General features: G+C 66.8%; 20 protein-coding genes. All 20 read left to right on the top strand.

The features are described 5' to 3' along the window. Positions 1–7: 7 nt before the first annotated feature. The 20 genes from tssE to ACFPFG_RS00005 all read left to right on the top strand — a co-directional run bounded on the left by tssE (position 8) and on the right by ACFPFG_RS00005 (position 25,894). The gene (gene tssE / locus ACFPFG_RS00105) at positions 8–562 is read left to right on the top strand and encodes a type VI secretion system baseplate subunit TssE (protein WP_012205683.1); all 555 of its coding nucleotides are present in this window, start codon (positions 8–10) and stop codon (positions 560–562) included. 23 nt (positions 563–585) lie between these two features. Then, positions 586–2,460, top strand: coding sequence for a type VI secretion system baseplate subunit TssF (gene tssF / locus ACFPFG_RS00100; RefSeq protein WP_183021388.1), 1,875 nt, complete (start codon positions 586–588; stop codon positions 2,458–2,460). Continuing rightward, entirely contained in the window at positions 2,457–3,623 is a 1,167-nt protein-coding gene (tssG, locus tag ACFPFG_RS00095) for a type VI secretion system baseplate subunit TssG (RefSeq protein ID WP_259649318.1), read from the top strand. Before tssF ends, tssG begins: the two co-directional genes overlap by 4 nt. Before the next feature lie 55 nt (positions 3,624–3,678). Then, positions 3,679–4,512 (top strand): hypothetical protein, encoded by an 834-nt coding sequence (locus ACFPFG_RS00090; RefSeq protein WP_374623277.1) that lies wholly within the window; start codon positions 3,679–3,681, stop codon positions 4,510–4,512. 35 nt (positions 4,513–4,547) lie between these two features. Continuing rightward, positions 4,548–5,153, top strand: a complete 606-nt coding sequence (locus ACFPFG_RS00085) for a hypothetical protein (protein ID WP_232245801.1) — start codon at positions 4,548–4,550, stop codon at positions 5,151–5,153. Positions 5,154–5,265: 112 nt separating this feature from the next. Next, entirely contained in the window at positions 5,266–5,715 is a 450-nt protein-coding gene (locus ACFPFG_RS00080; protein ID WP_380104285.1) for a hypothetical protein, read from the top strand. A 50-nt stretch (positions 5,716–5,765) separates the two neighbouring features. Continuing rightward, positions 5,766–8,507, top strand: a complete 2,742-nt coding sequence (tssH, locus tag ACFPFG_RS00075; protein WP_380104283.1) for a type VI secretion system ATPase TssH — start codon at positions 5,766–5,768, stop codon at positions 8,505–8,507. After that, entirely contained in the window at positions 8,504–10,774 is a 2,271-nt protein-coding gene (locus tag ACFPFG_RS00070; protein ID WP_380104281.1) for a S41 family peptidase, read from the top strand. The genes tssH and ACFPFG_RS00070 overlap by 4 nt, the downstream gene beginning before the upstream one ends. Positions 10,775–10,809: 35 nt before the next feature. After that, entirely contained in the window at positions 10,810–11,772 is a 963-nt protein-coding gene (locus ACFPFG_RS00065) for a hypothetical protein (protein WP_197956218.1), read from the top strand. A gap of 2 nt (positions 11,773–11,774) precedes the next feature. Then, positions 11,775–12,947, top strand: a complete 1,173-nt coding sequence (locus ACFPFG_RS00060) for a hypothetical protein (protein WP_380104280.1) — start codon at positions 11,775–11,777, stop codon at positions 12,945–12,947. A gap of 13 nt (positions 12,948–12,960) precedes the next feature. Beyond that, positions 12,961–14,016 (top strand): hypothetical protein, encoded by a 1,056-nt coding sequence (locus tag ACFPFG_RS00055; RefSeq protein WP_380104278.1) that lies wholly within the window; start codon positions 12,961–12,963, stop codon positions 14,014–14,016. Positions 14,017–14,137: 121 nt separating this feature from the next. Next, positions 14,138–16,447, top strand: a complete 2,310-nt coding sequence (locus ACFPFG_RS00050) for a type VI secretion system Vgr family protein (RefSeq protein ID WP_380104276.1) — start codon at positions 14,138–14,140, stop codon at positions 16,445–16,447. Between the two features lie 51 nt (positions 16,448–16,498). Further along, a complete protein-coding gene (locus ACFPFG_RS00045) occupies positions 16,499–16,978 on the top strand; it encodes a hypothetical protein (RefSeq protein WP_380104275.1) in 480 nt (159 codons plus the stop codon). Positions 16,979–17,048: 70 nt separating this feature from the next. Continuing rightward, positions 17,049–18,410 (top strand): hypothetical protein, encoded by a 1,362-nt coding sequence (locus ACFPFG_RS00040; protein ID WP_380104273.1) that lies wholly within the window; start codon positions 17,049–17,051, stop codon positions 18,408–18,410. Continuing rightward, positions 18,407–19,528 carry a DUF2169 family type VI secretion system accessory protein gene (locus tag ACFPFG_RS00035; protein WP_380104271.1) on the top strand — a complete coding sequence of 374 codons (1,122 nt, stop codon included), beginning with the start codon at positions 18,407–18,409 and terminating at the stop codon, positions 19,526–19,528. The genes ACFPFG_RS00040 and ACFPFG_RS00035 overlap by 4 nt, the downstream gene beginning before the upstream one ends. Before the next feature lie 8 nt (positions 19,529–19,536). Next, complete coding sequence (locus ACFPFG_RS00030) at positions 19,537–20,718, top strand: hypothetical protein (RefSeq protein WP_380104269.1); 1,182 nt, start codon at positions 19,537–19,539, stop codon at positions 20,716–20,718. Between the two features lie 5 nt (positions 20,719–20,723). Beyond that, a complete protein-coding gene (locus ACFPFG_RS00025; protein ID WP_380104267.1) occupies positions 20,724–22,508 on the top strand; it encodes a DUF6531 domain-containing protein in 1,785 nt (594 codons plus the stop codon). Between the two features lie 71 nt (positions 22,509–22,579). Further along, positions 22,580–24,550 carry a hypothetical protein gene (locus ACFPFG_RS00015; protein WP_380104265.1) on the top strand — a complete coding sequence of 657 codons (1,971 nt, stop codon included), beginning with the start codon at positions 22,580–22,582 and terminating at the stop codon, positions 24,548–24,550. A 4-nt stretch (positions 24,551–24,554) separates the two neighbouring features. Next, positions 24,555–25,403: an RHS repeat-associated core domain-containing protein gene (locus ACFPFG_RS00010; protein ID WP_380104263.1), complete on the top strand. Its 849-nt coding sequence runs from the start codon at positions 24,555–24,557 to the stop codon at positions 25,401–25,403. Further along, complete coding sequence (locus ACFPFG_RS00005; protein WP_160856183.1) at positions 25,400–25,894, top strand: ankyrin repeat domain-containing protein; 495 nt, start codon at positions 25,400–25,402, stop codon at positions 25,892–25,894. The genes ACFPFG_RS00010 and ACFPFG_RS00005 overlap by 4 nt, the downstream gene beginning before the upstream one ends. Positions 25,895–26,050: the final 156 nt, after the last annotated feature.

Below are 26,050 nucleotides of genomic sequence, written 5' to 3'. Positions count from 1 at the left end.
ACAAGCCATGCGCCCCAGTCCCCTCAACCCCATGCCCACGCTGCGCACGCGCCAGAACCAGGCGACCGCAGCCAAGGACCGGCTGCAGCCCGCCCTGCTGGACCGGCTGACCGACCATGAGCCCCATCTGCGCACCGAGCGGCCCGACGCGGTCTTCGTGAACGAATCCCGCCTGCGCGAGGCCCTGCTGCGCGACCTGGGCTGGCTGCTCAATGCGCGCGATGCCTGGGACCACGTGGAGATGGAGGGGCTGGAGCATGTGCAGCGCTCGGTCATCAACTACGGCATGCCGCCGCTGGCCGGCCAGCTGCTGTCCGAGCTGGACTGGAGCCATGTGGAGCGCAGCATCCGCGAAAGCATCCTGGCCTTCGAGCCGCGCATCCTGCCCAAGACGCTGGCCGTGACGCTGCTGGCCTCCACCGAGCAGCTCAACCACCACAACACGCTGCAGTTCGAGATCCGCTGCCAGTTCTGGTCCATGCCCTATCCGCTGGAGCTGCTGCTCAAGACCAGCCTGGACCTGGAGACCGGCCAGGTTTCGCTGCAAAACCTCAGGGCCTGAGCCCGGACGCCGCCACACACACCATGAATCCCCGCCTCGTCGAGTACTACAACCGCGAACTGGCCTATCTGCGCGAGCTGGGCGCCGAGTTCGCCGCCGCCTTCCCCAAGGTGGCGGGCCGCCTTTCCCTGCACGACACCGATGTGGCCGACCCCTACGTGGAGCGCCTGCTGGAGGGCTTCAGCTTTCTGAGCGCGCGCATCCAGCTGAAGATGGATGCGGAGTTCCCGCGCCTGTCCCAGCGCATGATGGAAATGGTCTGCCCCCACTACCTGGCGCCCACGCCATCCATGGTGGTAGTCCAGCTCAAGCCCAGCGCCAAGGAAGGCAACCTCGTGGACGGCTTCACCCTGCCCTCTGGCAGCGTGCTGCGCACCCACAAGTCACAGGAAGAGCAGACCATCTGCGAATTCCGCACCGGCGGGCCGCTGACGCTGTGGCCGCTGGAGATACGCCAGGCGCGCCTGGGCGGCCCGGCGCTGGACCTGCCCCATGCCCTGGTGCCCCAGCTGGGCGAGGCCGGCGGCCACCTGCGCCTGCAGCTGGCCACGCTGGACGCCTCGCAGTGCATGCAGCTGGCGATGGACCAGCTGTGGGTCTACATCCATGCGGGCGATGTCGTCGCCTCCCACCTGCAGGAGCTCATCCACACGCAGGCGCTGGCCATCGTGGTCCACCACCCGCAGGACCCGCGCCAGGTCTGGGACGTGCTCCAGCCCGATGCACTGCGCGCCGAAGGCCATGACAGCGAGCAGGCGCTGATTCCCTATTCGCACCGCGCCTTCCAGGGCCACCGTCTGCTGCACGAGTACTTTGCGTTTCCCTCGCGGCAGCGGTTTTTCTCGATCAACGGCCTGTCGCGCAGCATGCGCCGCATCGCCCATGACGGCGTGGGCATCACCGTGCTGCTGCGCCGCGCCGCACCCACGCTGGAGCCGCAGATCGACGCGGCCAAGCTGCTGATGCACTGCATTCCGGCCATCAACCTGTTCGAGTACACGGCGGACCGCCTGCATGTGGCCTCCAACGTGCACGAGTACCACGTCATCCCCGACCGCACGCGGCCGCTGGACTTCGAGGTCTACGGCGTGCAGGCCGTCACCGGCCACCACGAAGGCAAGACCCAGGACCGCGAATTCGCGCCGCTGTACGCATCCACGCACGGCCTGCACTCCACCGAGCAGGCCTACTTCACCACGCGGCGCGAGCCCCGGCTGTTTTCCGAGCGCAGCCTGCGCAGCGGCCCGCGCACGCAGTACCTGGGCTCGGAAGTCTTCATCTCCCTGGTGGACCAGCGCGAGGCCCCTTTCTCCGACGACCTCAAGCAGCTGTCCATGCACACCCTGTGCACCAACCGCGACCTGCCCCTGCTCATGCGCGTCAACCAGCCGGGCGGCGACTTTGCGCTGCAGGAATCGGCGCCCGTGGAATGGGCCCGCGCCATCGCCGGCCCCAGCGCGCCCATCCCCGCCGTGGCCGACGGAGGCCTGACCTGGCGATTGATCTCCCACCTGAGCCTGAACTACCTGGCCATGACCGACCTGTCCGACGAGGAAGGCGCGGCCACGCTGCAGGAGCTGCTGCGCCTGTACCTGGACCTGGGCAACCACCAGCTGGCCGGGCAGATCGCCGCCATCCAGGGCATGCGCATCGAACCCATCACGCGCCGCCTGCCCCAGCACCGCCAGCTGGTCTACGGCCGCGGCGTGGGCGTGCACCTGAGCGTGGACGAGCCGGCCATGGCCGGTGTCAGCCCCTGGCCCCTGTCCAATGTGCTGGAGCGATTCTTCGCCCGCCATGTGGGCGTCAACAGCTTCACCGAGCTGCAGCTGCACTCGCGCCAGCGCGGCCCCGTCGCGCGCTGGACTCCGCGCCCCGGACAAAGGCCCGGCATATGAGCAACGCCGCGCACGCTCCCCTTCCCCAGCCGGTGCCCGATCGGGCCCCGGCGCTGCCCACCGCGCAGGTGGCCGTTTCCGCGTCCGAGGACGCCCGGGCGCGCCTGTTCTGGCAGCGCCTGAGCGCCAGGCCCTACCAGTTCGACCTGATGCACAGCCTGCGCTACCTGCAGGCACGCCATCCCGCGCTGCCGCGCCTGGGCCAGGCCACGCGCCCCAAGGACGAGCCGCTGCGCCTGGGCCAGGACCCGTCACTGGCCTTCGCCCCTGCCACCATCGCCGAGATCCTGCCCTCGCGTGCCGGCGAGCCCGAGCGCATGACGGTCTGGAACTTCGGCCTCTACGGCCCCAACGGACCGCTGCCCACGCACATCACCGAATACGTGCGCGAGCGCCTGCGCCAGCATGACGACGCCACGCTGGCACGCTTTTCCGACATCTTTCACCACCGCATGCTGCTGCTGCTGTTCCGCGCCTGGTCGGACGCACAGCCCACGGCATCGCTGGACCGGCCGGGCGAAGACCCCTTCGGCCGCTACATAGACAGCTTCATCGGCACCGGCCTGCCCAGCCAGCGCGCGCGCGACCACGTGCCAGACCACGCCAAGCGCTTCATGGCCGGCCATCTGACCCGCTGGACGCGCAATCCGGAAGGCCTGTGCCAGGCCCTGTCTCACTACTTCCAGATTCCCGTGAAGCTGGAAGAAAACTGCCTGCACCACCTGGAGCTGGAGCCCGAGCAGCAGACCCGGCTGCAGGGCCGCCCCTGCAACTCTCGACTGGGAGTGGACGCCGTCGTGGGCTCGCGCGTGCCCGATGCGCAAAGCAAGTTCCGCCTGGTGCTCGGCCCGCTGGGCCTGGCGCAATACCAGCAGCTGCTGCCCCAGGCCGCACTGTTCCAGACCCTGGTGGACTGGGTGCGCAACTACCTGGGCATCGAATTCGCCTGGGACTACGTGCTGGTGCTGCGCCGCCAGGAAGTGCCTGCCGCCCGGCTGGGCAGCAGCACCCAGCTGGGCTGGACCACCTGGCTCACCCACGCCGAGCCCGCCCAGGACGCGCGCGACTTCCGCCTGGACCCCGAAGCCTGGCTGCGCCAGCGCCGCCAGCCCGTGCGCGGCCGGCCACCGTCCGCGCCAGCGTCCCGCTCCCCAAGCCACTGAATCACCGAGCCACTGAATCACCGAGCCACTGAATCACCACTTCCAGCCTGCACACATGCCCACCGTACAGATCAAGTTCCCGCACAACGTCCCGGTCCCTTCCACGCTGACGCTGGTCGAAGGCAACCGCCTGCGCGTCAAGATCGAGGCCGTCGCAAAGACCTACAAGCTGGGCGCCAGGATCGATGCGCCCAGCATTCTTGCGGCCCAGCCCCCCGTACACAACGCCCGCGCCGACAGCTGGCAATTCGACTTCGTGGCGCAGCAGCCCGGGCTCACCAAGCTCAGCATCGTGGCGGTGCAGGGAACCGGGCTCAGCGTCATGCCCGCAGCCATCACCGTGCAGGTGGAGAAAAGCATTTCGCTGCCTGCGCAGAGCACGACGGAGGGGATGCTGGCAAGGCTGTTCCTGGCGGAAAGCGTCTCGCCGGGCGACACCGCCGAGGCATGGGATCTGAGCAACGTGAAAACCGGCATGCAATGGATGCGCCGAGTGATCGAGAACCGCCTGAAGAGCGATAAGCCCGAAGACTTCATGGCTCGCGGTGCCACCAGCGTCGAGGACATCGTCATGGCAGATGACCGGGGATCGGTCCAATTCCATGGCTTCAACGTCTATCCGAAGCTGGGCCCCGACATTGCCAAGAACCTCCGCGACTATGTGGACAACGCCAACAACGGCTTGCACCCCAAACGCAAGGCCTATCTGGACTTTGTGCAAGCAGCCTTGGACGTTGCCACCGGGCCGGTCCCGCCGGACCCCACACCCACCGGCCTATTTGCCTGGAGAACTGCGAAATCCAAATCTCCCGGCGCCGATTTCATGCAGCACGCCGCGCTGGCTAGAAACATGTTCTACACACATGCCCGGCTGCGCAAACGCGACTGATCCCCAAACACATCGAAAACCAAGGAGGACACTCCATGTCACCAACCCATACCGGATCAAGCGCTTTGAAACCGCATCGCCATTTCCCAATGGCCAGCCTTGCCACTGCCATTGCAGTGAGCGCCTGCTTGATGGGTGCCCAAGCCTCCGAATCATCGCAGCCACCAGCATCGCCGGCTGAAATCAGCAGCCAGCAAACCGAGCCGACGGCTGCCGACTACTCTCGGCCTGCGCAGGAAAGAGTCGCGTCCATGACTGCGCTGCGGCAGTACCTGAAGTTCAAGGATGAAGTCTGGAAAACCCAAAGAGCCCGCCAGAGCAATACCTTTTGCTTCGTGCAGCAGCGTCCCGACCATCCGTCCGATCCCGAACCGAACGTGTGGATGGTCTGGCTCAATGGCGGCGAGATCGTCAATATGGGCTGGCATCTCTATTCGCCCAAAACGCTGACGAAAGAAGACGCCAAAGCGGATGGTGAAAGCCTGGCAAGAATGAAATCCATCAAGCTCGCGACCGACGTGCGGGAAACGGCCCAGGAAATCTACGGTAGCAGCTTCCTCGTCGAACGCGCCTGGGTGAACAGACTGCTGGCGCAGTGCAAGGCCAAGGGCCGCACCATCAAAGTGGCTCCTGCCCGATAGCCACATGCCGCATATCGGACGCAACCGCTTTCCCGGGCCATGCCGTTTCAGGCAAGGCCGTCGCCTGCTCGCAAGGTGTCTGCTGGCCACCCTGGCGGGATCGGCCCTGCCTTTGCTGGCAGCGCCTGAAAGCGGGCGGGCCTCCGATTTCTCGCGTCCGGCGCAATCCCTGGTTCCTTCTCCAGCCGCCCTGCGTATCTATTTGAAGAGCCGCCAGGCATCGACTGGCCCCGGAAAGCCTGCTGCCCTCCAGCGCTTTTGCTTCGTGCAACAGCACAACCGCAGCGCAGTCCCTGCGCGATCGTCGGTCTGGATGGTCTGGCTCGAAGGTGGCCAGATCGCCAATCTGGGGCAGCGCCGCTTCACCGCCAAACCATCGCCGGATGAAGCGCAATGGGATGGCGATGCCTTGTCTGAAGCCAAGACCATCCACCTCGCCGCCGACGTCCGTGAAACGGCGCAGGAAACGACCGGCAGCAGCTTCCTCGTTGAACGCGCCTGGGTCGACCGGCTGCTGGCGCAGTGCCGGGCCAAGGGCCGCAAGGTCGAAGTCCGCCCCTAGCCAGCATTCCCGGCCCCCATTCATCCACTCTTTTTCCGCACCCAAGATCCATGACAGAAATCAGCCGCCAATCCCTCTTCGGCAAGCTCAACCCGCTGCTGTTCAAGTCGCTGGAAGGCGCCACCGTGTTCTGCAAGCTGCGCGGCAATCCCTATGTGGAGCTGGTGCACTGGCTGCACCAGCTGCTGCAGGAAAACGATTGCGACCTGATCCGCATCCTGCGCCACTTCGACATCGCCTCCGACCGCCTGGCCGCCGATGTGCTTCGCCGCCTGGACCAGCTGCCGCGCGGCGCCACCTCGATCAGCGACTTCTCCGAGCACATAGAGACCGCCATCGAGCGCGGCTGGGTCTATGCCACGCTGATGTTCAACGACAGCCAGATCCGCAGCGCCTATCTGCTGTCGGGCATGGTGCGCACGCGCTCGCTGGCCAATGAGCTGCGCTCCATCTCGCGCGAATTCGACAAGATCTCCGAGCCCGCGCTCAGCGATGCCTTCGCCCGCCTGCTGCCCGACTCGCCCGAGGCACGCATGCGCGCGGCCGATGGCAGCGGGCTGGAAGGCACGCCGGGCGAAGCCAGCCAGGCCACGGGCACCGCGCCCGGCCAGGGCGGCGCGCTGCAGCAGTACACCGTGGACCTGACGGCCCGCGCCAAGGCGGGCGAGCTGGACCCGGTCACGGGCCGCGACGACGAAGTGCGCCAGATGGTGGACATCCTGCTGCGCCGCCGCCAGAACAACCCCATCCTGGTGGGCGAGGCCGGCGTGGGCAAGACCGCCGTGGTCGAAGGCCTGGCCCTGCGCATCGCCCAGGGCGACGTGCCGCCGCCGCTGCAGGGCGTGGAGCTGCGCGTGCTGGACGTGGGCCTGCTGCAGGCAGGCGCCAGCATGAAGGGCGAGTTCGAGAACCGCCTGCGCGGCCTGCTGGACGCCGTGCAGTCCAGCACCACGCCCATCGTGCTCTTCATCGACGAAGTCCACACCCTGGTGGGCGCGGGCGGCCAGGCCGGTACGGGCGATGCCGCCAACCTGCTCAAGCCCGCCCTGGCGCGCGGCACGCTGCGCACCATCGGCGCCACCACCTGGGCCGAGTACAAGAAATACATCGAAAAAGACCCGGCCCTGACACGCCGCTTCCAGCTCGTTCAGGTGCACGAGCCCGACGAGCCCCGCGCCGTGGACATGCTGCGCGGCGTGGCCGCCAAGCTGGAAAACCACCACCAGGTGCGCATTGCCGCAGACGCGGTGGCCGCGGCCGTCAGCCTGTCGCACCGCTACATTCCCTCGCGCCAGCTGCCCGACAAGGCCGTCAGCCTGCTGGACACGGCCTGCTCGCGCGTGGCCATGGCCCTGCATGCCACGCCCGCCCAGCTGGAAGCCGTGCAGCGCCGCATCGAGGCCCTGGGCGTGGAGCAGGAAGTGCTGCTGCGCGAGGCCGCCCTCGGCCTGCCCACGGCCGAGCGCCTGCAGGCGCTGGAAACCGACCTGGCCAGCCTGCGCGAGCGCCAGGCCACGCTGGCCGAACGCTTCGGCCAGGAAAGCGCGCTGGCCCGCCGCATCCTGGAAACCGAGGCCGCCCTCATGGGCCTGAAGCCGCCCGTCTTCTCCACCGGCGCCGCCGCAGACCCGTCCGCTGCGGCACCGGAGACGGCCGCCGAAGCCACCGCAACCGAACCTGCCGAGCCCCCCAGCGTGGCCGCGCTGGAAGCGCTGCGCCGCCAGCTCGCCGAGCTGCAGGGCGATGCCCCGCTGCTGCAGCCCGTGGTCGATGCCGGCGTGGTCGCCGCCGTCGTGGCCGAGTGGACCGGCATTCCCGTGGGCCGCATGGTGCGCGACGAGGTGCAGTCCGTGCTCTCGCTGGCAGACACGCTGGAGAAGCGCGTCATCGGCCAGCGCCATGGCCTGGAGGCCATCACGCGCCGCATCCAGACCTCGCGCGCGCGGCTGGACGATCCGGGCAAGCCCATCGGCGTGTTCCTGCTGGCCGGTCCCTCGGGCGTGGGCAAGACCGAGACCGCGCTGTCCCTGGCCGAAGCCCTGTATGGCGGCGAGCAAAACCTCATCACCATCAACATGAGCGAGTTCCAGGAGGCGCACACCGTCTCCACCCTCAAGGGCGCGCCACCGGGCTACGTGGGCTACGGCGAAGGCGGCGTGCTCACCGAGGCCGTGCGCCGCCGCCCCTACAGCGTGGTCCTGCTCGATGAAATCGAGAAGGCCCACTCCGACGTGCACGAGATGTTCTTCCAGGTCTTCGACAAGGGCTGGATGGAGGACGGCGAGGGCCGCTACATCGACTTCAAGAACACCGTCATCATCCTGACCTCCAACGTGGGCTCGGACCTGATCGCCAACATGTGCCGCGACCCGGACCTGGCGCCCACGCCGGAAGGCCTGGCCCAGGCCGTTCGCCAGCCGCTGCTGCAGACCTTCCCGGCCGCGCTGCTGGGCCGCCTGACGGTGGTGCCCTACTACCCCATCTCCGACGCCATGCTGGAGCAGATCATCCGGCTGCAGATGCTGCGCATACAGCGGCGCATCGAGGAACGCCACGGCGCGCAGTTCAGCTTCGACGAAGCCGCCGTGGACCTGGTGCGCCGCCGCTGCAGCGAGGTCGAGTCCGGCGCGCGCATGGTGGACGGCATCCTCACCCAGAACCTGCTGCCGCGCATGGCCACCCACTTCCTGCAGGCCACCGTGGAAGGCCAGGAACTGCAAAGCCTGCACGCCGGCGCCAACGGCGACGACTTCACGCTGGACGTGCGCACCCGCGCTGCGGAGCCCGCATGAGCGGGCGCCGTCTTCCACGCGCCACCACGGCAGTGATTGCCGCCGCACTGCTGGCAGCCCCGGCCGCGCAGGCACTGGACCTGGGCGCCATCGGCCAGGCTGCCGACACCGTGCAGCGGGCCTCGGGCGCCGCCACGGCCGGCCAGCAGGCGCTGGAGGCCGGCCGCAGCGCGGCCAGCACGGCCACCAACGCGGCCGCCGGTGCTGCCAGCGAGGCCCGTGCCTGGTGGGACCGCAACCAGGCCCAGCCCGAGGCGGCACAAGCGCCGCCCTCCGGCGCCGCCCCCGTGCAGGACGACCAGGGCGGCCCACGCCGCGTCATGGCCGTGCTGGGCGACGCCTGGACGGACAGCGCCCGGCGCGGGCAGGCCGTGGTCGCGCTCATGGACCAGGGGCCGTACCTCGTGCAGCGCCAGGCCGCCCATGTGGCGCCGGCCAAGTCGCAATGGCTGGCCCTGCCGCGTGGCGACAGCACCGGCGTGGCCATCGAACTGCCCAGCGACCCCGAAGGCACGACCTATGACCTGTCCACGGGCCGTGCCCGTCCCGGGGGCCGGGGCGTACGCATCTTCGCCCTGTCCGTCCATGCCGACGTGCCCCAGCGCGCGGGCCGGCGCAGCCTGGACGCCATAGAACAGCACGCCATGCTGCGCGCCAGCTCCGTGCGCACCGAATGGCCGCGCCAAAGCGGCGACATCCTGGAGCCCACGGGCGGCAAGCTGCTGGTCTGGGCCAGCGATGCCACGCAGCGCTTCCCTTCCGGCTTTGGCGCCGACGGGCGCCTGTTCACCGCCGACGACCCCATGGTCACCCTGCCGCGCGGCTACACCGTGGTCACGCTGGAGCCGCAGGGCCTGCGCTTCGACCGTGCCCGGGAAATCGCCCTGGCCTTCCACGCCGTCCAGCCCGCGCAGGACATCGACCTGTCCCGCCTGGGCGCAGGCGATGCGGCCCAGGCCCTCATCGGCCTCATCGCCGAGCGCCACCCGCTGGCGGCCGCCAGCGGCTTTGATGCCGGCAAGCTGCGTGCCGACTACGGCCAGCGCCTGCAGACCGCCGCCGAGCGCGGCGACAGCGCCGCACAGGCCCAGGCCCTGGCAGAAATGGGCCAGCGCCTGGGCGATGGCCAATACCGCGTTCTGCTGCCCGGCGGCCAGGACTGGCCTGCCCGCAGCGACCGGGGCCTGTCCCCGCAGCTGCTGGCACGCGGCAGCGTCAACCTGCCCATGCCGCGCACCTGGCTGCGCGAGGACGGCCGCATCGCCATCACCAGCGTGGCGCCAGGCTCTGCCGCCGCCAAGGCGGGCCTGCAGCCCGGCAGCGACATCCTCGCCATCGAAGGGGAAAGCCCGGCCCGCTACCTGGACCGCATTGCCCCCGCCTCGCTGCGCGCCGGTGCCGACGCCCGCCGCGCCGACCTGCTGGCGCTGGACCTGGGCACGCCCGCCACGCTGAGCCTGCGCACCGCAGCCGGCACACCCTCGGCCAGCCAGGAGCAGACCCTGCGCCTGGACGCCGCCCCCGCCGCCACCACGGCCCTGCCTGCGGCCGAGCCCGCCCTGGCTTCCTTCCTGCTGCGCAGCGCCCAGGGCGGCAACCTGGCCTACATCGCCCTCGACAGCTTTGCCGACGGCGCCACCGGCCAGCTCAACCGCTGGGAGGGCGCCCTGGCCGCCGCCACCCAGGCCAGGGTCACGGGCCTGGTCATCGACCTGCGCGCCCACCGGGGCGACGACGCCTACCAGCTGCTGCCCCACATGCTGGCCTCGCTCTACACGCGCGACAAACCGCTGCGCATGCAGGACGCCGCCCAGCGCCTGTTCGACCCCGCCGCCCGCGTCTGGCGCAGTCGTGGCGGCCTGGGCCTGCCGGCCCAGCTGCCGCTGGCCGCCTCGGGCGCGCCCTTCACGGCCCCCGTCGCCGTGCTCACCGGCCCCGGCTGCGCCGGCCCCTGCGAACTGTTCGCCGCCTGGCTGCAGCACAGCCAGCGTGCCGACATCGTCGCCAACAGCGCCACGGCCGGCGCCACCGGCCCTGCCACGCGCGTGCACCTGCCGGCCGGCTTCATCGTGCAAGTCCCCCTGCTCGCAGAAACCGGCCCCGCTGGCGGTAACCCCACCTCCGCGCAGGCCCAGGGCGTCGCCCCGCGCCTGCGCGTTCCCGTGGATGCGGCCTTCACCGCCTCCGTCCAGGCCGGTGGCGACCCTCTGCTGGATGCCGCCGTGCTCCACCTGGATCGCGCCCGCGCTGCGCAGGCGTCGCGCTAGACCCGCAACCCACCCTATTCCAAAGAGCTTCGACCATGCCGCTTGCCATTACGAGCCAACCCGCAGGATCTCAATTCGCCATCACCGCCGATGCGCAAATGCCCACCATTACCGTGACTGCCGTCTTGCAGAACGAAGCACTGCCTGCGGGAGCCACGCCCATCTATGAATGGTCGGCCACTTTGATTTACGACGGCGGCAGCGATGTCAGCAAGACACGGTTCGGAAACAAGCAGCGCACCCAGCACAGCCCCATCGCGTCGCAGACCAGTGCCAACGCCAGTTGGCACATTCCCTTCACCGAAGTGCGAGGTGGCAGCCTCACCGTACAAGTCATCTTGCGTGCTGGAGGCTTGGAGCGCCGTGCCAGCGTCAGCTGGCTCATCGTGGGCCAAAACCCATCGAGCACGGCCATTCGAGCATTCGCCAACGGCATCGGTGCAGACAGAGTCGTGTTCCGCAAGAAGATGCGGCAGGAAAGTTCACTACATCAGTTCCTGTCACCTCCCGGCCACTGGCCCAAGTACAGCAGTGACGGCAAAGGCGGTGTGGGTCTATGCCAGCTCACAACGCCACCGCCTACCGCAGACCAGACCTGGAGCTGGAAAGAGAATGTGCGCGGCGGCTGGACGCTTTATCAGGAAAAGGAGCGCTTCGCCCGCAACTACCCGCGCAACGTACGCAAAAGCCAGCAATTCAGCAACCTAGTGACTGCCTGGAACCAGGCACGGGCAAGGCAGGGGCTGCCAGCCATTCCCGTGGAACTGCCGGACTACACGGCCGAGCAGTTGGAACGCGACACACTGCGCGGCTTCAACGGCTATGCCAATGGCCTCCACGAGTACCGCGTGCGCCAGCAGGACGGTCAGCTGTTTGTCACGATCAACCCCGCTGGAACACTGGGACTGGCTGAATGGGAGCAGGTTCCGGTTTCAGAGCGCGGCACCAAGGGCGATCCCAACTATGTAGAAAACGTGCTGGGCAGGGAGGACTTCTAGCCATGCCCGCCCGTTCTATCGTCATCCACCTCATGACGGCTGCCGCAGCCATGGCTGCCATAGCGATGGCCGTGGGCTGCTCTTCCAGCGCCGACCAGATGGGGGCCGCCGCACATCCTTCGGCCACACTCGCTACGGCAGCAACGGCCAAGGCACTCGCCCCCACAGACCGCAGCCAGTATCGCTATCTGTATGCCGTGTACTGCAATGGCCGAGTGGATCGACTCGATCTGAAAAGCCGGACCAAGACAGGCAGTTTTCAGCTCTCCGAGCGAAGTGGCGAACCACCCGCGGTGCCAGTGCAAAGCGCAAGCACCTCCTTCGCCGACAGCTGCCAGATTCGCCCCGCAGCTACGGGCGACATGCAGGATCAGGCCGCAGGCCTGGTGAATCTGGTCGCAGGCGATGGCACGGGCGCCGCTGCCGATGGCCGACAGTCCTATCGGTTGCTGACGTTTTCCCTGCCCGGCTGGACCTTGCTCGGAACCCGTGACCTGGGCCGCTTCGAGAACGGCCAGCCGCACATGCGGCGGGCCAAAGACGGCTCCCTTTTCGCCGTACACAAGGCGGATGGCGACCTGCGCACGCAGTTGACGCAGCAGGCAAGGGCATACGCGGGTGGCGAATCCCTGGAGGATCTCCGGGCGGAGGAAACGTCGGCAGGCCGCGTGCTGCTGAGCTACCGCCTCCCGGGAGCAGACGGCTTGGGCTTTGCGCTGTCGGACCGCGAGCGCGCACTCACGGTGCCGTTGCAGGCGCTGCCCGGCCAAAGCCTGGCCCCGGGATGGCGCCTTGCGCCAGGCGGCCGCTACGTGCTGCTGACCCTGAACAAGCTCGTACCCGTGGAGCGGGGCCTGCAGCAGTTGGCCACCACCGGCGAGATGCGCCTGTACGACGCACAAGGCCGCCAGCTGGCCACGCTGAACGATGCCCGCGTCGCTGGGCCCTCCATGGTCTTGATGCCCAAGGAAGACCTGGACCGCGACACACCGCGCACGGCCGGCCACTGGCTCAACATCGCGCTCACCCCGGATGGACTGGCCGTGTTCGCCGATCCACTGGGCAACTACCACTTCGTCGAACTGGGACATGTCTTCGGCCTGGACCCGGTCGTGGGCCTGGACCCCGACGACTACGACAGCCGGCTGCCTGGTCTGGTCTATGCAGCGCAATAAGCAATCCCTTTCCATGCACCGAAGCGCCACCGGCAGCGCCATCGGCTTGGCGCTGCTGTGCCCTGGCCTGGGCATGGCTGAGACGGCGGCCCCCACGGCACCCGTCCAGAACCCCCACCGCTATCTCTACGCCGTGTACTGCAACGGCACCGTTGACAGGCTGGACCTGGTCCAGCAAACCAAGACAGGCAGTTTTCAACTGTCAGAGCGCAGCGGCAAGCCTGCGGCCATTGCGGCGCTGCCACGGCCAGGAGTTCGACCTGGCGGCTGCCTTGCCCGCCCTGTCGTCACGCAGGATGCGCAGGACAGCAGTGACGGGGTGGTGAACATCGTCGCCAGCAGCCGGCTGGACCCCGATGCGGACGGCCGCAAGCCCTACCAGCTGCTGACCTTCGCCCTGCCGGGCTGGACGCTGCAGCAAGCGCGCAATCTGGGCAGCTTCGATGCATTGCCCCGCCTGGCCCGCGCCGCTGACGGAACCCTGGCCGTGCAGCCCCAGGACAAGGACCCGGCCGCCGCAATGGCCGCGCAGGCCCAGGCATGGTCGGCAGGCAATGTGCTGTTGATCTATGCCTTGCCCGGGCAGCGCGGCATGGGCGCCGCGCTGGCACTGGGCGCAGAGGCGCGCATCGTGCACCTGGCCGAGTTCCGCAGCGGTGGCAACGACATCCCGCCCGACCTGCACCTGGCGCCGGGCGGCCGGTTTGTGCTGGCCAGCCTGAAGCGCGCCATCCCTCTGGGCGAGGGCCTGCGCAAGGTCGAAGCCACCGGGGAGCTACGGCTGTATGGCGCGGATGGCCGGCAGACCCGGGTGTTGAACCAGGCGAGCCTGGCCGGCAGCGTGCTGGCCCGGAGCCTGTCCCGCACGCTGGACCCGGACCAGCCCAGAACCGACAACGACTGGTTCAACGTAGCCCTGACGCCGGGCGGCCTGGCGGTTTTCACCGACCGGCGCGGCAACTACCAGTTCATTGCGCTGGGCCAGCCCTTCGACAGCGACCCCGTCACGGATGACGCCCAGGATGACGCCGACGGCGCCCGTCCAGGGCTGGTGTACGCAGCCCGATAGCAGCAGAGGACCTTCCAGCCACCCCATGCAAGCCCTTCATCGACCGGCGCACGCAGGCCCCGCCATCCAGGCCTGAAGCCCCGACCCCTCTTCCACCCCAAGCACCGCGAGATCCGACACCATGACACGCAGAGTCACCATCAACACCCCCCTGGCAGACCAGCTGCAGCTGCGCCGGCTGCAGGGTCGCGAGGAAATCAGCCATCTGTTCGCCCTGGAGATCGACCTGCTCAGCGAAAGCGACAGCATCGATCCCAAGGCCCTGCTGGGCAAGGGCGCCACCGTGGTGGTGGAGACCCAGGACGGCGGCAAACGCTACATCGACGGCCTGGTCACGGCCTTCGGCATGCGCGGCCAGGACGAGCACCGCAACTTCCTGTACCGCGCGCGCCTGTCGCCCTGGCTGTGGCTGGCCACGCGCCGCAGCGACTTCCGCATCTTCCAGAACAAGACCGTGCCGGACATCATCAACGAGGTCCTGGGCATCTACGGCCACCCCATGCAGCAGCGCCTGACGCGCTCCTACCGCACCTGGGAGTACTGCGTGCAGTACAACGAGACGGACTTCCAGTTCGTCTCGCGCCTCATGGAGCACGAGGGCATCTGCTACTACCACCAGCACAGCGCGGGCCAGCATGTGCTGACATTGGGCGACGACATCGTCGCCTCGCACGACCCGCTGCAGGGCGGCGCCGTCATCCCCTTCCACCCGCCGGGCAAGGCCGCCGTGGCGCGCGAGGAATGCATACACGCCTGGGAGCTGCACCAGCGCGTCAAGCCCGGCCGGCACTACAACGACGACTACGACTTCAAGAAGCCCCGCGCCGAGTTGTCCAACATGCGCCGCAACCCGCCCGGCCACGCGCACGACGCCTATGAAATCTACGAATGGCCGGGCGGCTACACCGAAACCGGCGACGGCGAGGACTACATCCGCGTGCGCCTGCAGCAAAGCCTCACGCGCCAGAGCACGGTGCAGGGCAGCTCCAACCACCGCGCCATGGCGCCGGGCTACACCTTCACGCTGGACAACTACCCGCGCGGCGACCAGAACCAGGCCTACCTGGTCACGGCCGTGGACTACGCCTTCGAAGAAAACCCGCGCGTCAGCGACGGCGGCAGCGGCGAGGGCTCGACACAGAAATTCGTGCTCCAGGCCCAGCCCACCAGCCTGCCCTTCAAGCCCCAGCGCATCACCTCCAAGCCGCGCACCACGGGTCCGCAGACCGCCGTCGTCGTCGGCCCTGCGGGCGAGGAGATCTGGTGCGACCAGTACGGCCGCGTCAAGGTGCAGTTCCACTGGGACCGCATCGGCGGCATGAACGAGAACTCCAGCTGCTGGATGCGCGTGGCCACCAGCTGGGCCGGGCCGGGCTTTGGCGCGGTGCACATCCCGCGCATCGGCATGGAAGTCATCGTGGACTTCCTCAACGGCGACCCGGACTACCCCATCGTCATGGGCTGCGTCTACAACGCCTCCAACATGCCGCCCTGGGCGCTGCCGGCCAACGCCACGCAATCGGGCATCAAGACCAGATCCAGCAAGGGCGGCGCCCCGGGCGCGGGCCTGAAGAACGGCCAGGGCGACGCCAACGCCATCCGCTTCGAGGACAAGGCGGGCGCCGAACAGCTGTGGCTGCATGCGCAGAAGGACCAGCTCACCGAAGTCGAGAACGACGAGGACAAATGGGTGGGCAACGACCGGCGCAAGACCATCGACCGGGATGAAACCAACGTCATCCACCGCGACCGAACGGAGACCGTGGACCGCGACGAGACCATCACCGTGCACAACAACCGCACGGAGCGGGTGGACCACAACGAGAAGATCAGCATCGGCGACAACCGCAATGAGGATGTCGGCATCGACGAGAACATCTCCATCGGCAAGAACCGCAGCAAGACCATAGGCCGCAACGAGAAGGACAAGATCGGGAACAACTGGTCGATCAAGGTGGGCAAGATGAAGACCGAGACCATCGGCATCGCCTACATGCAGAACGTGGGCGTGGGGCGCATGGAAAACGTCGGCGTCGCCTACAACCTGAACGTGGGCGCCATCATGGCCACCATCGTCGGCAGCACCCAGACCACGAGCGTGGGCAGCAGTCAGTCCACCAGCGTGGGCAGCACCAAGACGACCACGGTCGGCACCACGTACTCGCTGACCGTTGGAGGTGGCGGCGGTGGCGGATCGTCGGCAGGTGGGGGCGGTCTGGCCAGCAACGTGGTTGCGCCGTCCGACAGCGGCTCGGGTGGTGGCGGCGGCGGCTCCAACATCACCATGGACGCGCAAAGCGTCGCCATCACCGTGGGCAGCAGCAGCCTTGTGCTCAAGGCCGACGGAACCATCACCGTCAACGGCAACAGCATCCAGCTCATCGGTGCCAACGACGTCACGACCTCCTCCGGCGGCATCCATGAAAACTGATTCACATCCCCGCCACGGCCGCCCTCACCCCAATTTCCCAGGAGCACATCCATGACCGCACTGCAACGCCCAGCGCAGGCGCAATCCACCGACATGGCCTCGGGCTTGCAGCCCGCGCAGGTTCTGCATCCCCAGCAGGAGGACGGCAGTATCGCCATCCAATGCCTGGGACAGCAATGGCAGGCCGTTGCCTCCACCCACCTGCCCAGGCTGGTGAGCGGGCAAAACGTGCTGGTCGCCATGCCGGCTCCAGAGCCAGGGCAGCAAGATCTTGCCCCCTTGATCGTCGCCGCCTGGCCTGCAGCGGGTGCGCCCGCCTGCCCGCCCTGGGAGTTTGATCGCGCCAGCGGCGCGCTCAGCCTGCGCGTGGCCAGCCTGGAGCTGGAAGCCGTGCAGAGCGTGCTGCTCCACTGCGCCGACACGCGCCTGCAGTTCACCCGCGATGGGCAGGTGCAGGTCCGGGGCCAGACCATCACGGCCGCCGCCGTCGAAACCCACCGCATTGAAGGTGGCTCCATCGAACTGAATTGACCAGGCCGCCGAAGGCAACGCGCCCAGCGAACGCGGAATGCCCGCACGCCCTTTCCTTCGCCTCGACCGCATGAACACGCCAACCATTCTTTCCCGCGCCAATGCCGCCCCGCCACTGCCCGGAATGCTGTCGCGCCAACTGGCCACGGCCATCCGCGCCTATGGCCGCCGGGCGCCCCTGCTTCGTACCGAGTACACCCTCAGAGCCCTGAAGGCCACCGACCAGCGGCTGGACATGCTGATGGCAGCCTGCCGCTACTACGGCGGCACCGCAGCCCAGGACGAAGCTGCAGCTTCCCACGCCCAGGCCCTGCCCACGGACCGTGCCGGAGCGGTGCTTGTCCGCATCGCCCTTTCCGAAGCCCACGAGGCAGATGCCGCGCAGCGCCTTGCCTTGATTGCGCAATTGCTCCAGGAGCAGCCCGTTGCCGTGCGTGATGGCCTGTGGTTCCATGCCGCCGACGACACCTGCGGCCTGTTGCTGTCATCCGGCGACGACCGCTTGCTGGCCCTGGGGGTGGAACTGGCCGGCCTGCTGGCATTGCCGATCCACCTGGACGCGGTACACGCAGCGGCCAAGCGTGGCGCTGACACTGAAGCCTGCCTGCTGGCCTGCGCACGCATGGGCCAATTGCCCGATCAGGCCGCGCCCCGGCTGGCCGCAGTGCTGCAAGGCTACGACCTGGCGCTGCAACGCCGTGCGCTGGAGGTCCTCTGCGTAGCCGGTGGCGGCCTGCTGCAGCGGGAGCTTGCGCGCTATATAGAACGCCTCACTGCCAACGACGGCCCCACGGAAGCCTCCCACCCCGGACTCTGGACCTCGGCCGCAGACACTGCCATGGCACTGTGGACTGCCCGCCAGCCTGAGCAGGCACTTGCCGCAGTCACGCAAGGCCTGCGCCTTCCTCCCGACACAGTGCTGCGCGCCGTGGCGCTGGCCGGCCGTCTGCCAGCGCTGCTGCCCACCCTGCGCTTTATCGAGCAGCAAGACAGGCCTGTCACGCCGGCCGAACGCGATCTGCTGCGGCTGGTATTTGGCAAGGTACCAGGCGAACTCACCCACACGCATGGCCGGGCGCCCGCGCGCATCGCCGCACTGCGCGCCCTGGCCTGCGAGGTCTTTTGCGCCAATGGCTGCCAGGGGCTGGAGCCCGGGCATATCAGCGACTGGACAGATCCCGCGCTCAAGGAGCGTCTCTGGGCGCTGGACGGTATCCGCCTGCGCGCCGGGCAGCCATTGCACACGCTGCTGCCGCTGGAAGAAGCCTTCGACGTAGGCCACAGCCTGCGCCGCTGGCTGTATGTGGAGCACGCTGCCAACACCGGCCGGCCGTTCCCCCTGTCGCACGAAGACCATGCCCAACGGCAGATGACTGCGGTAGAGACGATCCAGCTCATCAGCAGCCTGGAAGACAAAGCGGCGGCGCCATGAACTGCAGCATCGTCAACAACACCCCGTTTGCCGCCCAGGCCTTTCCCCATATGGACGCGCAGGGCAAGCACATGCTGGCCCTCGTTGCCAAGGGAACCTGGGAACTGGCGGCCAGCGCCACGGGCATTCCAAGGCTGCGGCCTGCCGAGCGCCAGCGTGCCATTCATCGTGCCGGCGTGCTGCGCCCTCTGGGCAGCCTTGCAAAGGACGAAATCCAGGCGGCCGTACTGGACCCGCGTGCCCAGCAGCCCTGGATGGTCTGTGAACCGGAGCATGTACCGCCCAAGCCGTGGTTTGACCTGCTGCTCGACGCCTGTGCCGTATCGCCGAACGGGCGACCTGCCCTCAGCATCGATGTCGCCGTGGACTATGCAAGCCAGGGGCGCCAGCACCGCCTGGCCGCACTGCGGGCGTTCAGCCCGCGCCTGTGGCTCAAGGACTTCGGCCAGTTGTCGGCCAAGGAACTGGGGCCGTCACTTCGCATCCCCTTGCTGCGGCCCTTTGCCTTTGGCGGACAGACACTGGATGGCAAGGACAACGTGCTCGTGGACGAACGCAACCCAGACGGCATGGGTTTCTACGGCACGGCAGCGCAGGCGGCCTCGTCTCCCCTGCCATGGATGCAAGCACTGGACAGGCCCATCAAGCACTGGGACGACACCGTGCCGGACGAGGCCCTTGGCCTGGGCCTGGTACCGCCCCACCACCAGCCACGTCGCGGCTTGCAAGGCAGCTTTGACGATGCCTGGCGCCAAAGCCGTGCCCCGCTGCTGCCTCTGGACCACGATTTGCGCCACCGCAACGCTGCCCCCGAGTCGCTGCAGCTTCCTCATCCGCCGATTGCCGGCGACGTGCTGACCCTGCACCACATGGGCGATGAACCGCTGCTGCGCTTCGTGTGGCCGCGCGTGGCGCTTGTGGCGCAGGCAGAAACCGCCGGCGGCACCCTTTTGCCTCCGCAGGAACTGCGGTGGGACACGCTGGCGGTAGACACGGAGCAGGCCGACGCCTCACTGCTGTGGCGCGCCCTGCTGCCCCTGCCCGCACAGGAACGCATCGCCGTGGTCCATCTCACGGCCCATGAAAACGCACCCGCTGCCATCGCAGCCCAGCAATGACTTCCCGCATGTCTGCATCGAACACGACACCCCACTCTCACGGCCTGTGGCGCATCCAGCATGCCGGGGCAGTCACCTGCATAGGCACCAGCGCCTGGCAGTCCGCCGCCTCCTGGGCCGGCATGCAAAAGCGCATGCGCAAGCTCGTCGTGGCCGCCGTCAGCCCGCACCCCGTCACCATCGCACCCTGTCCAGAAATCACTGAAGGCGCGCAGGACACGCCACGCCTTGCCAAGCTGCTGGGCGCGGCACTGGCCGACCTGGTGGCGGACCTGCAGGCCCGGCCCGCCAACGACCCGGTGGCGCTGCCCCGCCGCATCCTGCTCGCAGTGCCCCAACGTCTATCCGCCGACGATGCCACTGCGCTGTGGCGCCAGACGCTGGCTGCACTGGAACGCTGGGCAGGCCCGCAGGCATCAGCCCCCCTGATCGACATACCGTGCACGCCCGTATTCGGCGGTCATGGCGCAGGCTATGCCGCCTTGCAGAGCCTGGGCACGCCCACCTCGGCCAATGACCATGCCCTGCTGTTGGCCGTAGACAGCCTGCTGGACGAAACCACCCTCGTACAAGCCCATGCCCAGTCAGCCCTGTTGACAGACAGCCGCCCTCACGGGCGCATCTCCGGTGAAGCTGCTGCCGCCCTGCTGCTGCGGGCCGCAGCAGACACGTACTACCGGGATGACCGCCATCTGGTGCTCCACGCACCCGCGCTGGCACGCGGCGCAGGGCCCCACAGGCTGCCGCAGCAGCAGGCGGATGCAGCGCCGCTTGCCCAGGTTCTGCGCGGCGCCCTGGACGGCGCTGGCTGGAAAGAGGAGCACGTTGGCTGTGCCGTCTCTGATTTCGACGGATCGGACTGGCGAGCAGCCATCCAGATCATGGCCAGAGCCAGATTGGACGGGAGCTTCCAGCCCGACACCTGGGAGCCTGCCGCCATGACCGGCCAGGTCGGCGCCGCCACCGGCCCCTTGCACTGGGCCCTGGCAGCCCAGCGCCTTCGCCACGATGCACGCCCGCCCAACTCCATCCTCAGTTGGGCGCTGGATGAAGGCGAGGAAGTGGCCGCCGTGGCGCTGGAACGCACCATCCGCATCCAGTCCACTCGCAACGCATACCCCATCCACAGCGGCAACGGCGCGGCAACGCAGACCTTCTCGGCCCGCTTTCTGCAAAGCAAGGAGTCCTGAACACCATGGGCACGCACATCTTCAGCGGCGGCGATGGCGCCATCACCCAGACAGCCAACGCCTGGACCTTCGACCCGGCCACCCCGGTCCACCTCAAGCCCAAGGGCGACCCCGGCGTGGCCTGGCACTCCAACAACAGCAGCGCCATCAAGGTCCCGCTGGGCACCGTCAAGGAATACGGCACCGACATGGCCAACCGCTACGGCGCCATGGATACCGGCAAACACGATCCGGTCAGTGTCATCGTGGGCCTGTTCACCAAGGTCAAGGACCACGTCAACCAGCACGTCACCTACGTCAAGTCTGTCGTCCATGAAGCGGGCGAAATGGTGGTCAACGGGGTCACCACGCTGACCAATGCCATCCTGATCAAACTGGCGCCTGAAACCGCCAAGATGATCGAGAACGGCAAGAACGTGCTGACCGGCATGGAACTGCGGCATTTCAGCGCGGCCGGTCAGGCCCAGGCCGAGGAATTGCTGGCAATGCTCAAGGACCCAGACACCTACATGGGCCTGGCCGTCTCCATCGGAGCCACCGCCGTGCAGGGCGTCCCTGTTCTGGGTCAGGCCGTAGGTGGTGCCGTCATGGTGGACCGCGCTGTGGGCACCGGCCAGGCCGCCATACAGGCAGCCGAGGAAATCCGCAACATCACAGCCAACTGGGGCTCGGAGATGACGCCTGCGCAAATGGAAAACGCACGCATGCAACTGGCGCTGTGGCTCATGGGCAGCGGCATGGCCGTGCTGGCGGCCCTGACAGGCAAATTCAAGCGCAAAACCAAAAGCCAGGGCAATAGCGATCAGCACCCCACCACCGAGCACAGCGACACCAAGAAGCCCGATGGCAAAGGCCCCTGCTCGCAGTGCGCCACACGCTTGCCCGTCATCCTTTCCACCGGCCAGAAACACCTGGACGAAACCGATTTCACCCTCTCAGGCCCCATCCCCATCGTCTGGCGGCGCCGCTACATCTCGGGCCTTGCCGAAGAAAGCCCCTGGGGCCGGGGCTGGAGCCATGAATTCACGCAGGAACTGCGCCTGTCAGCCGATGGTTGCGTGCTGGCAGACGACACAGGCCTGTACGTCACATTGCCCTCCCTGGCCGTGGGAGCCGAGCATTTCGACATCTATGAAAAGTTCACGCTCAGCCACCCCGAACCCGACCTCTGGGCCATCACCTACAAGGAAGGCCTGTCCCGCCTCTTCCGCCGCGAAGCACCCGAGCAATGGCGCCTGCCGCTGGCCGCGCTCCAGGACCGCGACGGCAACACCGTGCAATTGCATTGGAAATACGCCCTGGGCTCGGACGAACCCGCCACAACGCAGACCTGGAGTGCACGCTACGCCGCAGGCCATGGTGCTGCCCCCGCCACACAGGGCAAGCCACCCGCGCCCTTCGCCCGCCCCCTGCTCGCCGGCCTGAGCGACACCGCAGGCCGCCGCCTGCACCTGCACTGGAGCGCGCCAGGCACACTGCCGCTGGACGCCTTTGCCGGCGCACGCCTGACTGCCGTGGTCCTGCATGCCCCGGAGCACGCCCCGCAAACCCTCGCCCAGTACGCCTATGACGCCCAGGGCCAGCTCATCTCCACCCACCACGGCAGCCAGCCCTACCGCCAATACGCCTGGCGCTCCGGCGTGCTGGTGGGCTACCGCAAATCCAGCGGGCACCGCTACTTCGCCCAGTACGACATTGAAGGACCCCCAGGGCCGCGTGCTGCGCTCCTGGTGCGCCGACACGCCGGTCCCGGGCCAGGACGACGACCGCTTCACCTACCTGCCCCATGAGCGTGTCACGCGCCACACCGACGGCCTGGGCCGCACCACCGCCTACCACTGGGATGCGCGCTTCAACATCATTGCCACCGTCATCGCGGAAGGCACGCCCGAACAGATCATCGAGCAGACGCCCCACCGATGCCACCGGCGCCTCCACAGGCCGCATAGACCCCCTGGGCCGCCGCACCACCCTGCGCCGCGATGCACGCGGCAACCTGGTCCAGATCATCGACGCCATGGGCCATGCCACCACGCTGCAATACAACCCGCTGGACCTGGTCACCACGCTGCGCGACGCCCTCGGCCACGAATGGCAACAGGAATACGACAGCCGGGGCCACCTTGTGCAGGCCACCGACCCGCTGGGCCGCACCACACACTACCGCCATGACGCCCGGGGCCGCACCGTGGAAGTCATTGACGCCAAGGGAGGCTCCAAGCGCCTGGCCTGGGATGAGGCCGACCGCCTTGTGGCCTACACAGACTGCTCGGGCCAAACCACGCGCTTCGCCTACGACGCTCTGGGCCAGCCCGTGCTGCGCACCGATGCGCTGGGCCAGCAGACCCGCTATGAATACAACGATGCGGGCCAGCTGATACGCGTCATCGAGCCGTCCAGCCCCGCAGGCCCCAGCAGCCAGCCCGCCAGCCCCACCCACCTCTACGTCTGGAACGGCGAAGGCCACCTGCTGGCCTACACCGACCCCATGGGCCAGAGCACCCGCTACACCTACGACGGCATGGGCCGCCCGCTCACCAGGATTGACGCCGCAGGCCGCAGCCTCGCCTACCACTACGACCGCGCCGGCCGCCTCATTGCCCTGGACAACGAGAACCACGCCCGCACCCACTTCCGCTACGACCTGCGCGACCAGCTCACCGACGAAGTCGGCTTCGACGGCCGCTGGCAGCGCTACATCTACAACGCCGCCGGTGAACTGACCCACGTCATCGAGGCCGGCGGCAGCGACGCCGGGCCCGGCAAGGTCACCTGCTTCGAGCGCGATGCCCTGGGCCGTCTGCTGGCCAAGCGCGCCCTGGGCCACACCGGCCCCGCGGAAGAAACCACCTACCGCTACGACGCCCTGGGCCGCCTGACCCAGGCCGGCAACGCCGCCTCCCACCTGGCCTTTGCCTATGACCCCGTGGGCCAGTTGCTCAGCGAGACCCAGACCCTGCAGGCTCTCGGCAATGCCACAGGCCAGGCCCGCCAGAAACTGCAGCGCAGCCTCTCGCACGGCTATGACGAACTGGGCAACCGCACCCACACCCGCATGCCTGACGGCCGCACCCTGCACTGGCTGTTCTATGGCTCGGGCCATCTGCACCAGATCAACATCGAGTCCCTCCAGGTGCCAGGCCAGCCCCCGGCCGCACACCAGGTCATTGCCGACATGGAACGCGACGCCCTGCACCGCGAAGTGCGCCGCAGCCAGGGCGCCCTGTCCAGCCGCTACGACTGGGACCCTGCCGGGCGCCTGCTGCGCCACCGCGCAGCGCTGAAAGGCAGCGGCCACGTGATCCGGCCCGGCAGCGGCAGCCTCAACGCCACGCTGGAGCGCGGCTACGCCTACGACGCAGCAGGCCAGCTCATCGCCCGAGCCGACTCCCTGCGCGGCCGCCAGGACTTCCGCTACGACCCCACGGGCCGCATCCTCGCCAGCCTCCCGGCACAAGGCAGCCCGCTGGCCCGCGAACTGTTTGCCTTCGACCCCGCCGGCAACTTGCTGGACTCCATACCCCGGCAAAGACGGCCAGCCCGTGGACACCACTCTTGGGCGTGGTGGGCGACAACCGCCTGCGCTTCTACCAGGACCTGCACTTTGAATACGACGTGCACGGCAACGTCACCCAGCCGCACCCGGGGCAACCAGAAAGCCGGTACCCAGGAAGTACTGGACCTGACCTGGAACGCAGACCACCAGCTCATCGAATCGAACACCACACGCCACGGAGTCACCCAGGCCACGCGCTACGCCTACGACCCCGCTGGGCCGGCGTGTCGCCAAAAGCGATGCCTTCGGCAGCACCCACTACCTGTGGGATGGTGACCTCATGGTGCACAGCCAACGGGGCGCAAGGCAGGCGCTTTACATCTACGAGCCGGGGAGCTTTGTGCCGCTGGCCACCGTGCAGGGCGCGGGCGAAGAGCACAGCACCTACTGGTACCAGTGCGACCAGATCGGCGCGCCGCTGGAGCTGACCGACGAGCAAGGCCAGGTAGCCTGGGCGGCGGACTACAAGGTCTGGGGTGAGGCGGTCATGCGCAGTGTGTTGCGGACCGGCACCGATGATCGGCCGGTCAGCGCTCGGGCTTGGGGCTCCAAGCCCGTTGCACCACCTCCACCGCCGCCCGTTGAGCAGCCCTTCCGCTTCCAGGGGCAGCAGTTTGATGAGGAGACGGGGCTGCACTACAACCGGTTTCGGTACTACGATCCGGCGGTTGGACGGTTTGTCCATCAAGACCCAATTGGGTTGGAAGGAGGATTGAATTTATTTAGATTTGCACCAAACCCTCTTATTTTCCTTGATCCACTTGGATTGCATTGGACATCACAAGACAGAAAATCAAATGGGCAATTTGGAAATAAGCCTAGATGCGAGTGTGATGATTCTTGTCCTACACTACACAGGCCTTACATTAGAGCAGATGTAAGGGCAACCGTTGAGATGAAAGCTGCCAAAAATGCAGCAGGAGAGTTTTTAGATGCAAACGAGCTGACGCCAATTAAAGGAGCTTATCATCTAGGTCATAAACGTGGCCATGAATTTTGGAGAGAGAAGGCGGCAGCAGAAAAAAAATGCATGAGTCAAGCCCTGTTTAATGATCATATGAACAACGCCAACTTCTATCAAATAGAAGATCCTAAACTAAATATGAGCCACAAATACGAACTACCATGAAAAATAGTACCAAAATTCACTCAGAAATGATGGATGCATTTGTTTCAGATGATTTTGAAGCAATGAAGAAACTAATATCATCAGGTTTGGCAAGTGTAAATTCTGCCGATCCAAGGAGAAATTGTCAGACAACGCCCTTAATGCGCGCAGCCATGAGTGATGAGAATAATAATTTTCTTAAATGGCTCATAGCTAATGGTGCCAACGTCAATCAAAAGGACAGTGCCAACTGGACGGCTCTGCATTTTAGTTGCGAATACAAATGCAAGAGAAATATAGAATTTCTCATCCAATCTGGGGCTTCCGTAAACGAAAAAAATAGCACTGGAGCAACTCCACTCCTAAGATTGCTCGCTCAAAATACGTCAGATAATTTCGAACTGGCAAAAATTCTTATAATTAATGGAGCCGATCCATTTCTACAAAACAATGCTGGAGTTTCTCCAAATGACGTTAATCCGGACCTAATAAAAAGCCTGATTAATAATTGAGCAAAATATTAGCCACTGAATCTTGGTGTAATAATTTTCGAGGTTATTCTCATAATAATTCTTGAGCAAAATCCAATCTATTATTAAAAACTTTTTAACAATTTCAAACCAATATTAAACATAAACCATTTATTTATGATATTAAGTTAGCTCTAC

It is taken from the genome of Delftia deserti (assembly GCF_042653485.1).
Classification (GTDB): Bacteria; Pseudomonadota; Gammaproteobacteria; order Burkholderiales; family Burkholderiaceae_C; genus Comamonas; species Comamonas acidovorans.
The sequence above is the reverse complement of the archived record's forward strand: the minus strand, read 5'-3'. Positions and strand labels throughout refer to the sequence as shown.

Bases quoted from the DNA above. Each gene is read 5' to 3' on its own strand.
- ACFPFG_RS00045 (WP_380104275.1), top strand. From the start codon at position 16,499: ATGACCGCACTGCAACGCCCAGCGCAGGCGCAATCCACCGACATGGCC.
- ACFPFG_RS00085 (WP_232245801.1), top strand. From the start codon at position 4,548: ATGTCACCAACCCATACCGGATCAAGCGCTTTGAAACCGCATCGCCAT.
- ACFPFG_RS00025 (WP_380104267.1), top strand. From the start codon at position 20,724: ATGGGCACGCACATCTTCAGCGGCGGCGATGGCGCCATCACCCAGACA.
- ACFPFG_RS00065 (WP_197956218.1), top strand. From the start codon at position 10,810: ATGCCGCTTGCCATTACGAGCCAACCCGCAGGATCTCAATTCGCCATC.
- tssH (WP_380104283.1), top strand. From the start codon at position 5,766: ATGACAGAAATCAGCCGCCAATCCCTCTTCGGCAAGCTCAACCCGCTG.
- ACFPFG_RS00050 (WP_380104276.1), top strand. From the start codon at position 14,138: ATGACACGCAGAGTCACCATCAACACCCCCCTGGCAGACCAGCTGCAG.
- ACFPFG_RS00005 (WP_160856183.1), top strand. From the start codon at position 25,400: ATGAAAAATAGTACCAAAATTCACTCAGAAATGATGGATGCATTTGTT.
- tssE (WP_012205683.1), top strand. From the start codon at position 8: ATGCGCCCCAGTCCCCTCAACCCCATGCCCACGCTGCGCACGCGCCAG.
- ACFPFG_RS00010 (WP_380104263.1), top strand. From the start codon at position 24,555: ATGGTGCACAGCCAACGGGGCGCAAGGCAGGCGCTTTACATCTACGAG.
- ACFPFG_RS00070 (WP_380104281.1), top strand. From the start codon at position 8,504: ATGAGCGGGCGCCGTCTTCCACGCGCCACCACGGCAGTGATTGCCGCC.
- tssF (WP_183021388.1), top strand. From the start codon at position 586: ATGAATCCCCGCCTCGTCGAGTACTACAACCGCGAACTGGCCTATCTG.
- ACFPFG_RS00035 (WP_380104271.1), top strand. From the start codon at position 18,407: ATGAACTGCAGCATCGTCAACAACACCCCGTTTGCCGCCCAGGCCTTT.
- ACFPFG_RS00055 (WP_380104278.1), top strand. From the start codon at position 12,961: ATGCACCGAAGCGCCACCGGCAGCGCCATCGGCTTGGCGCTGCTGTGC.
- ACFPFG_RS00090 (WP_374623277.1), top strand. From the start codon at position 3,679: ATGCCCACCGTACAGATCAAGTTCCCGCACAACGTCCCGGTCCCTTCC.
- ACFPFG_RS00030 (WP_380104269.1), top strand. From the start codon at position 19,537: ATGTCTGCATCGAACACGACACCCCACTCTCACGGCCTGTGGCGCATC.
- ACFPFG_RS00060 (WP_380104280.1), top strand. From the start codon at position 11,775: ATGCCCGCCCGTTCTATCGTCATCCACCTCATGACGGCTGCCGCAGCC.
- ACFPFG_RS00040 (WP_380104273.1), top strand. From the start codon at position 17,049: ATGAACACGCCAACCATTCTTTCCCGCGCCAATGCCGCCCCGCCACTG.
- tssG (WP_259649318.1), top strand. From the start codon at position 2,457: ATGAGCAACGCCGCGCACGCTCCCCTTCCCCAGCCGGTGCCCGATCGG.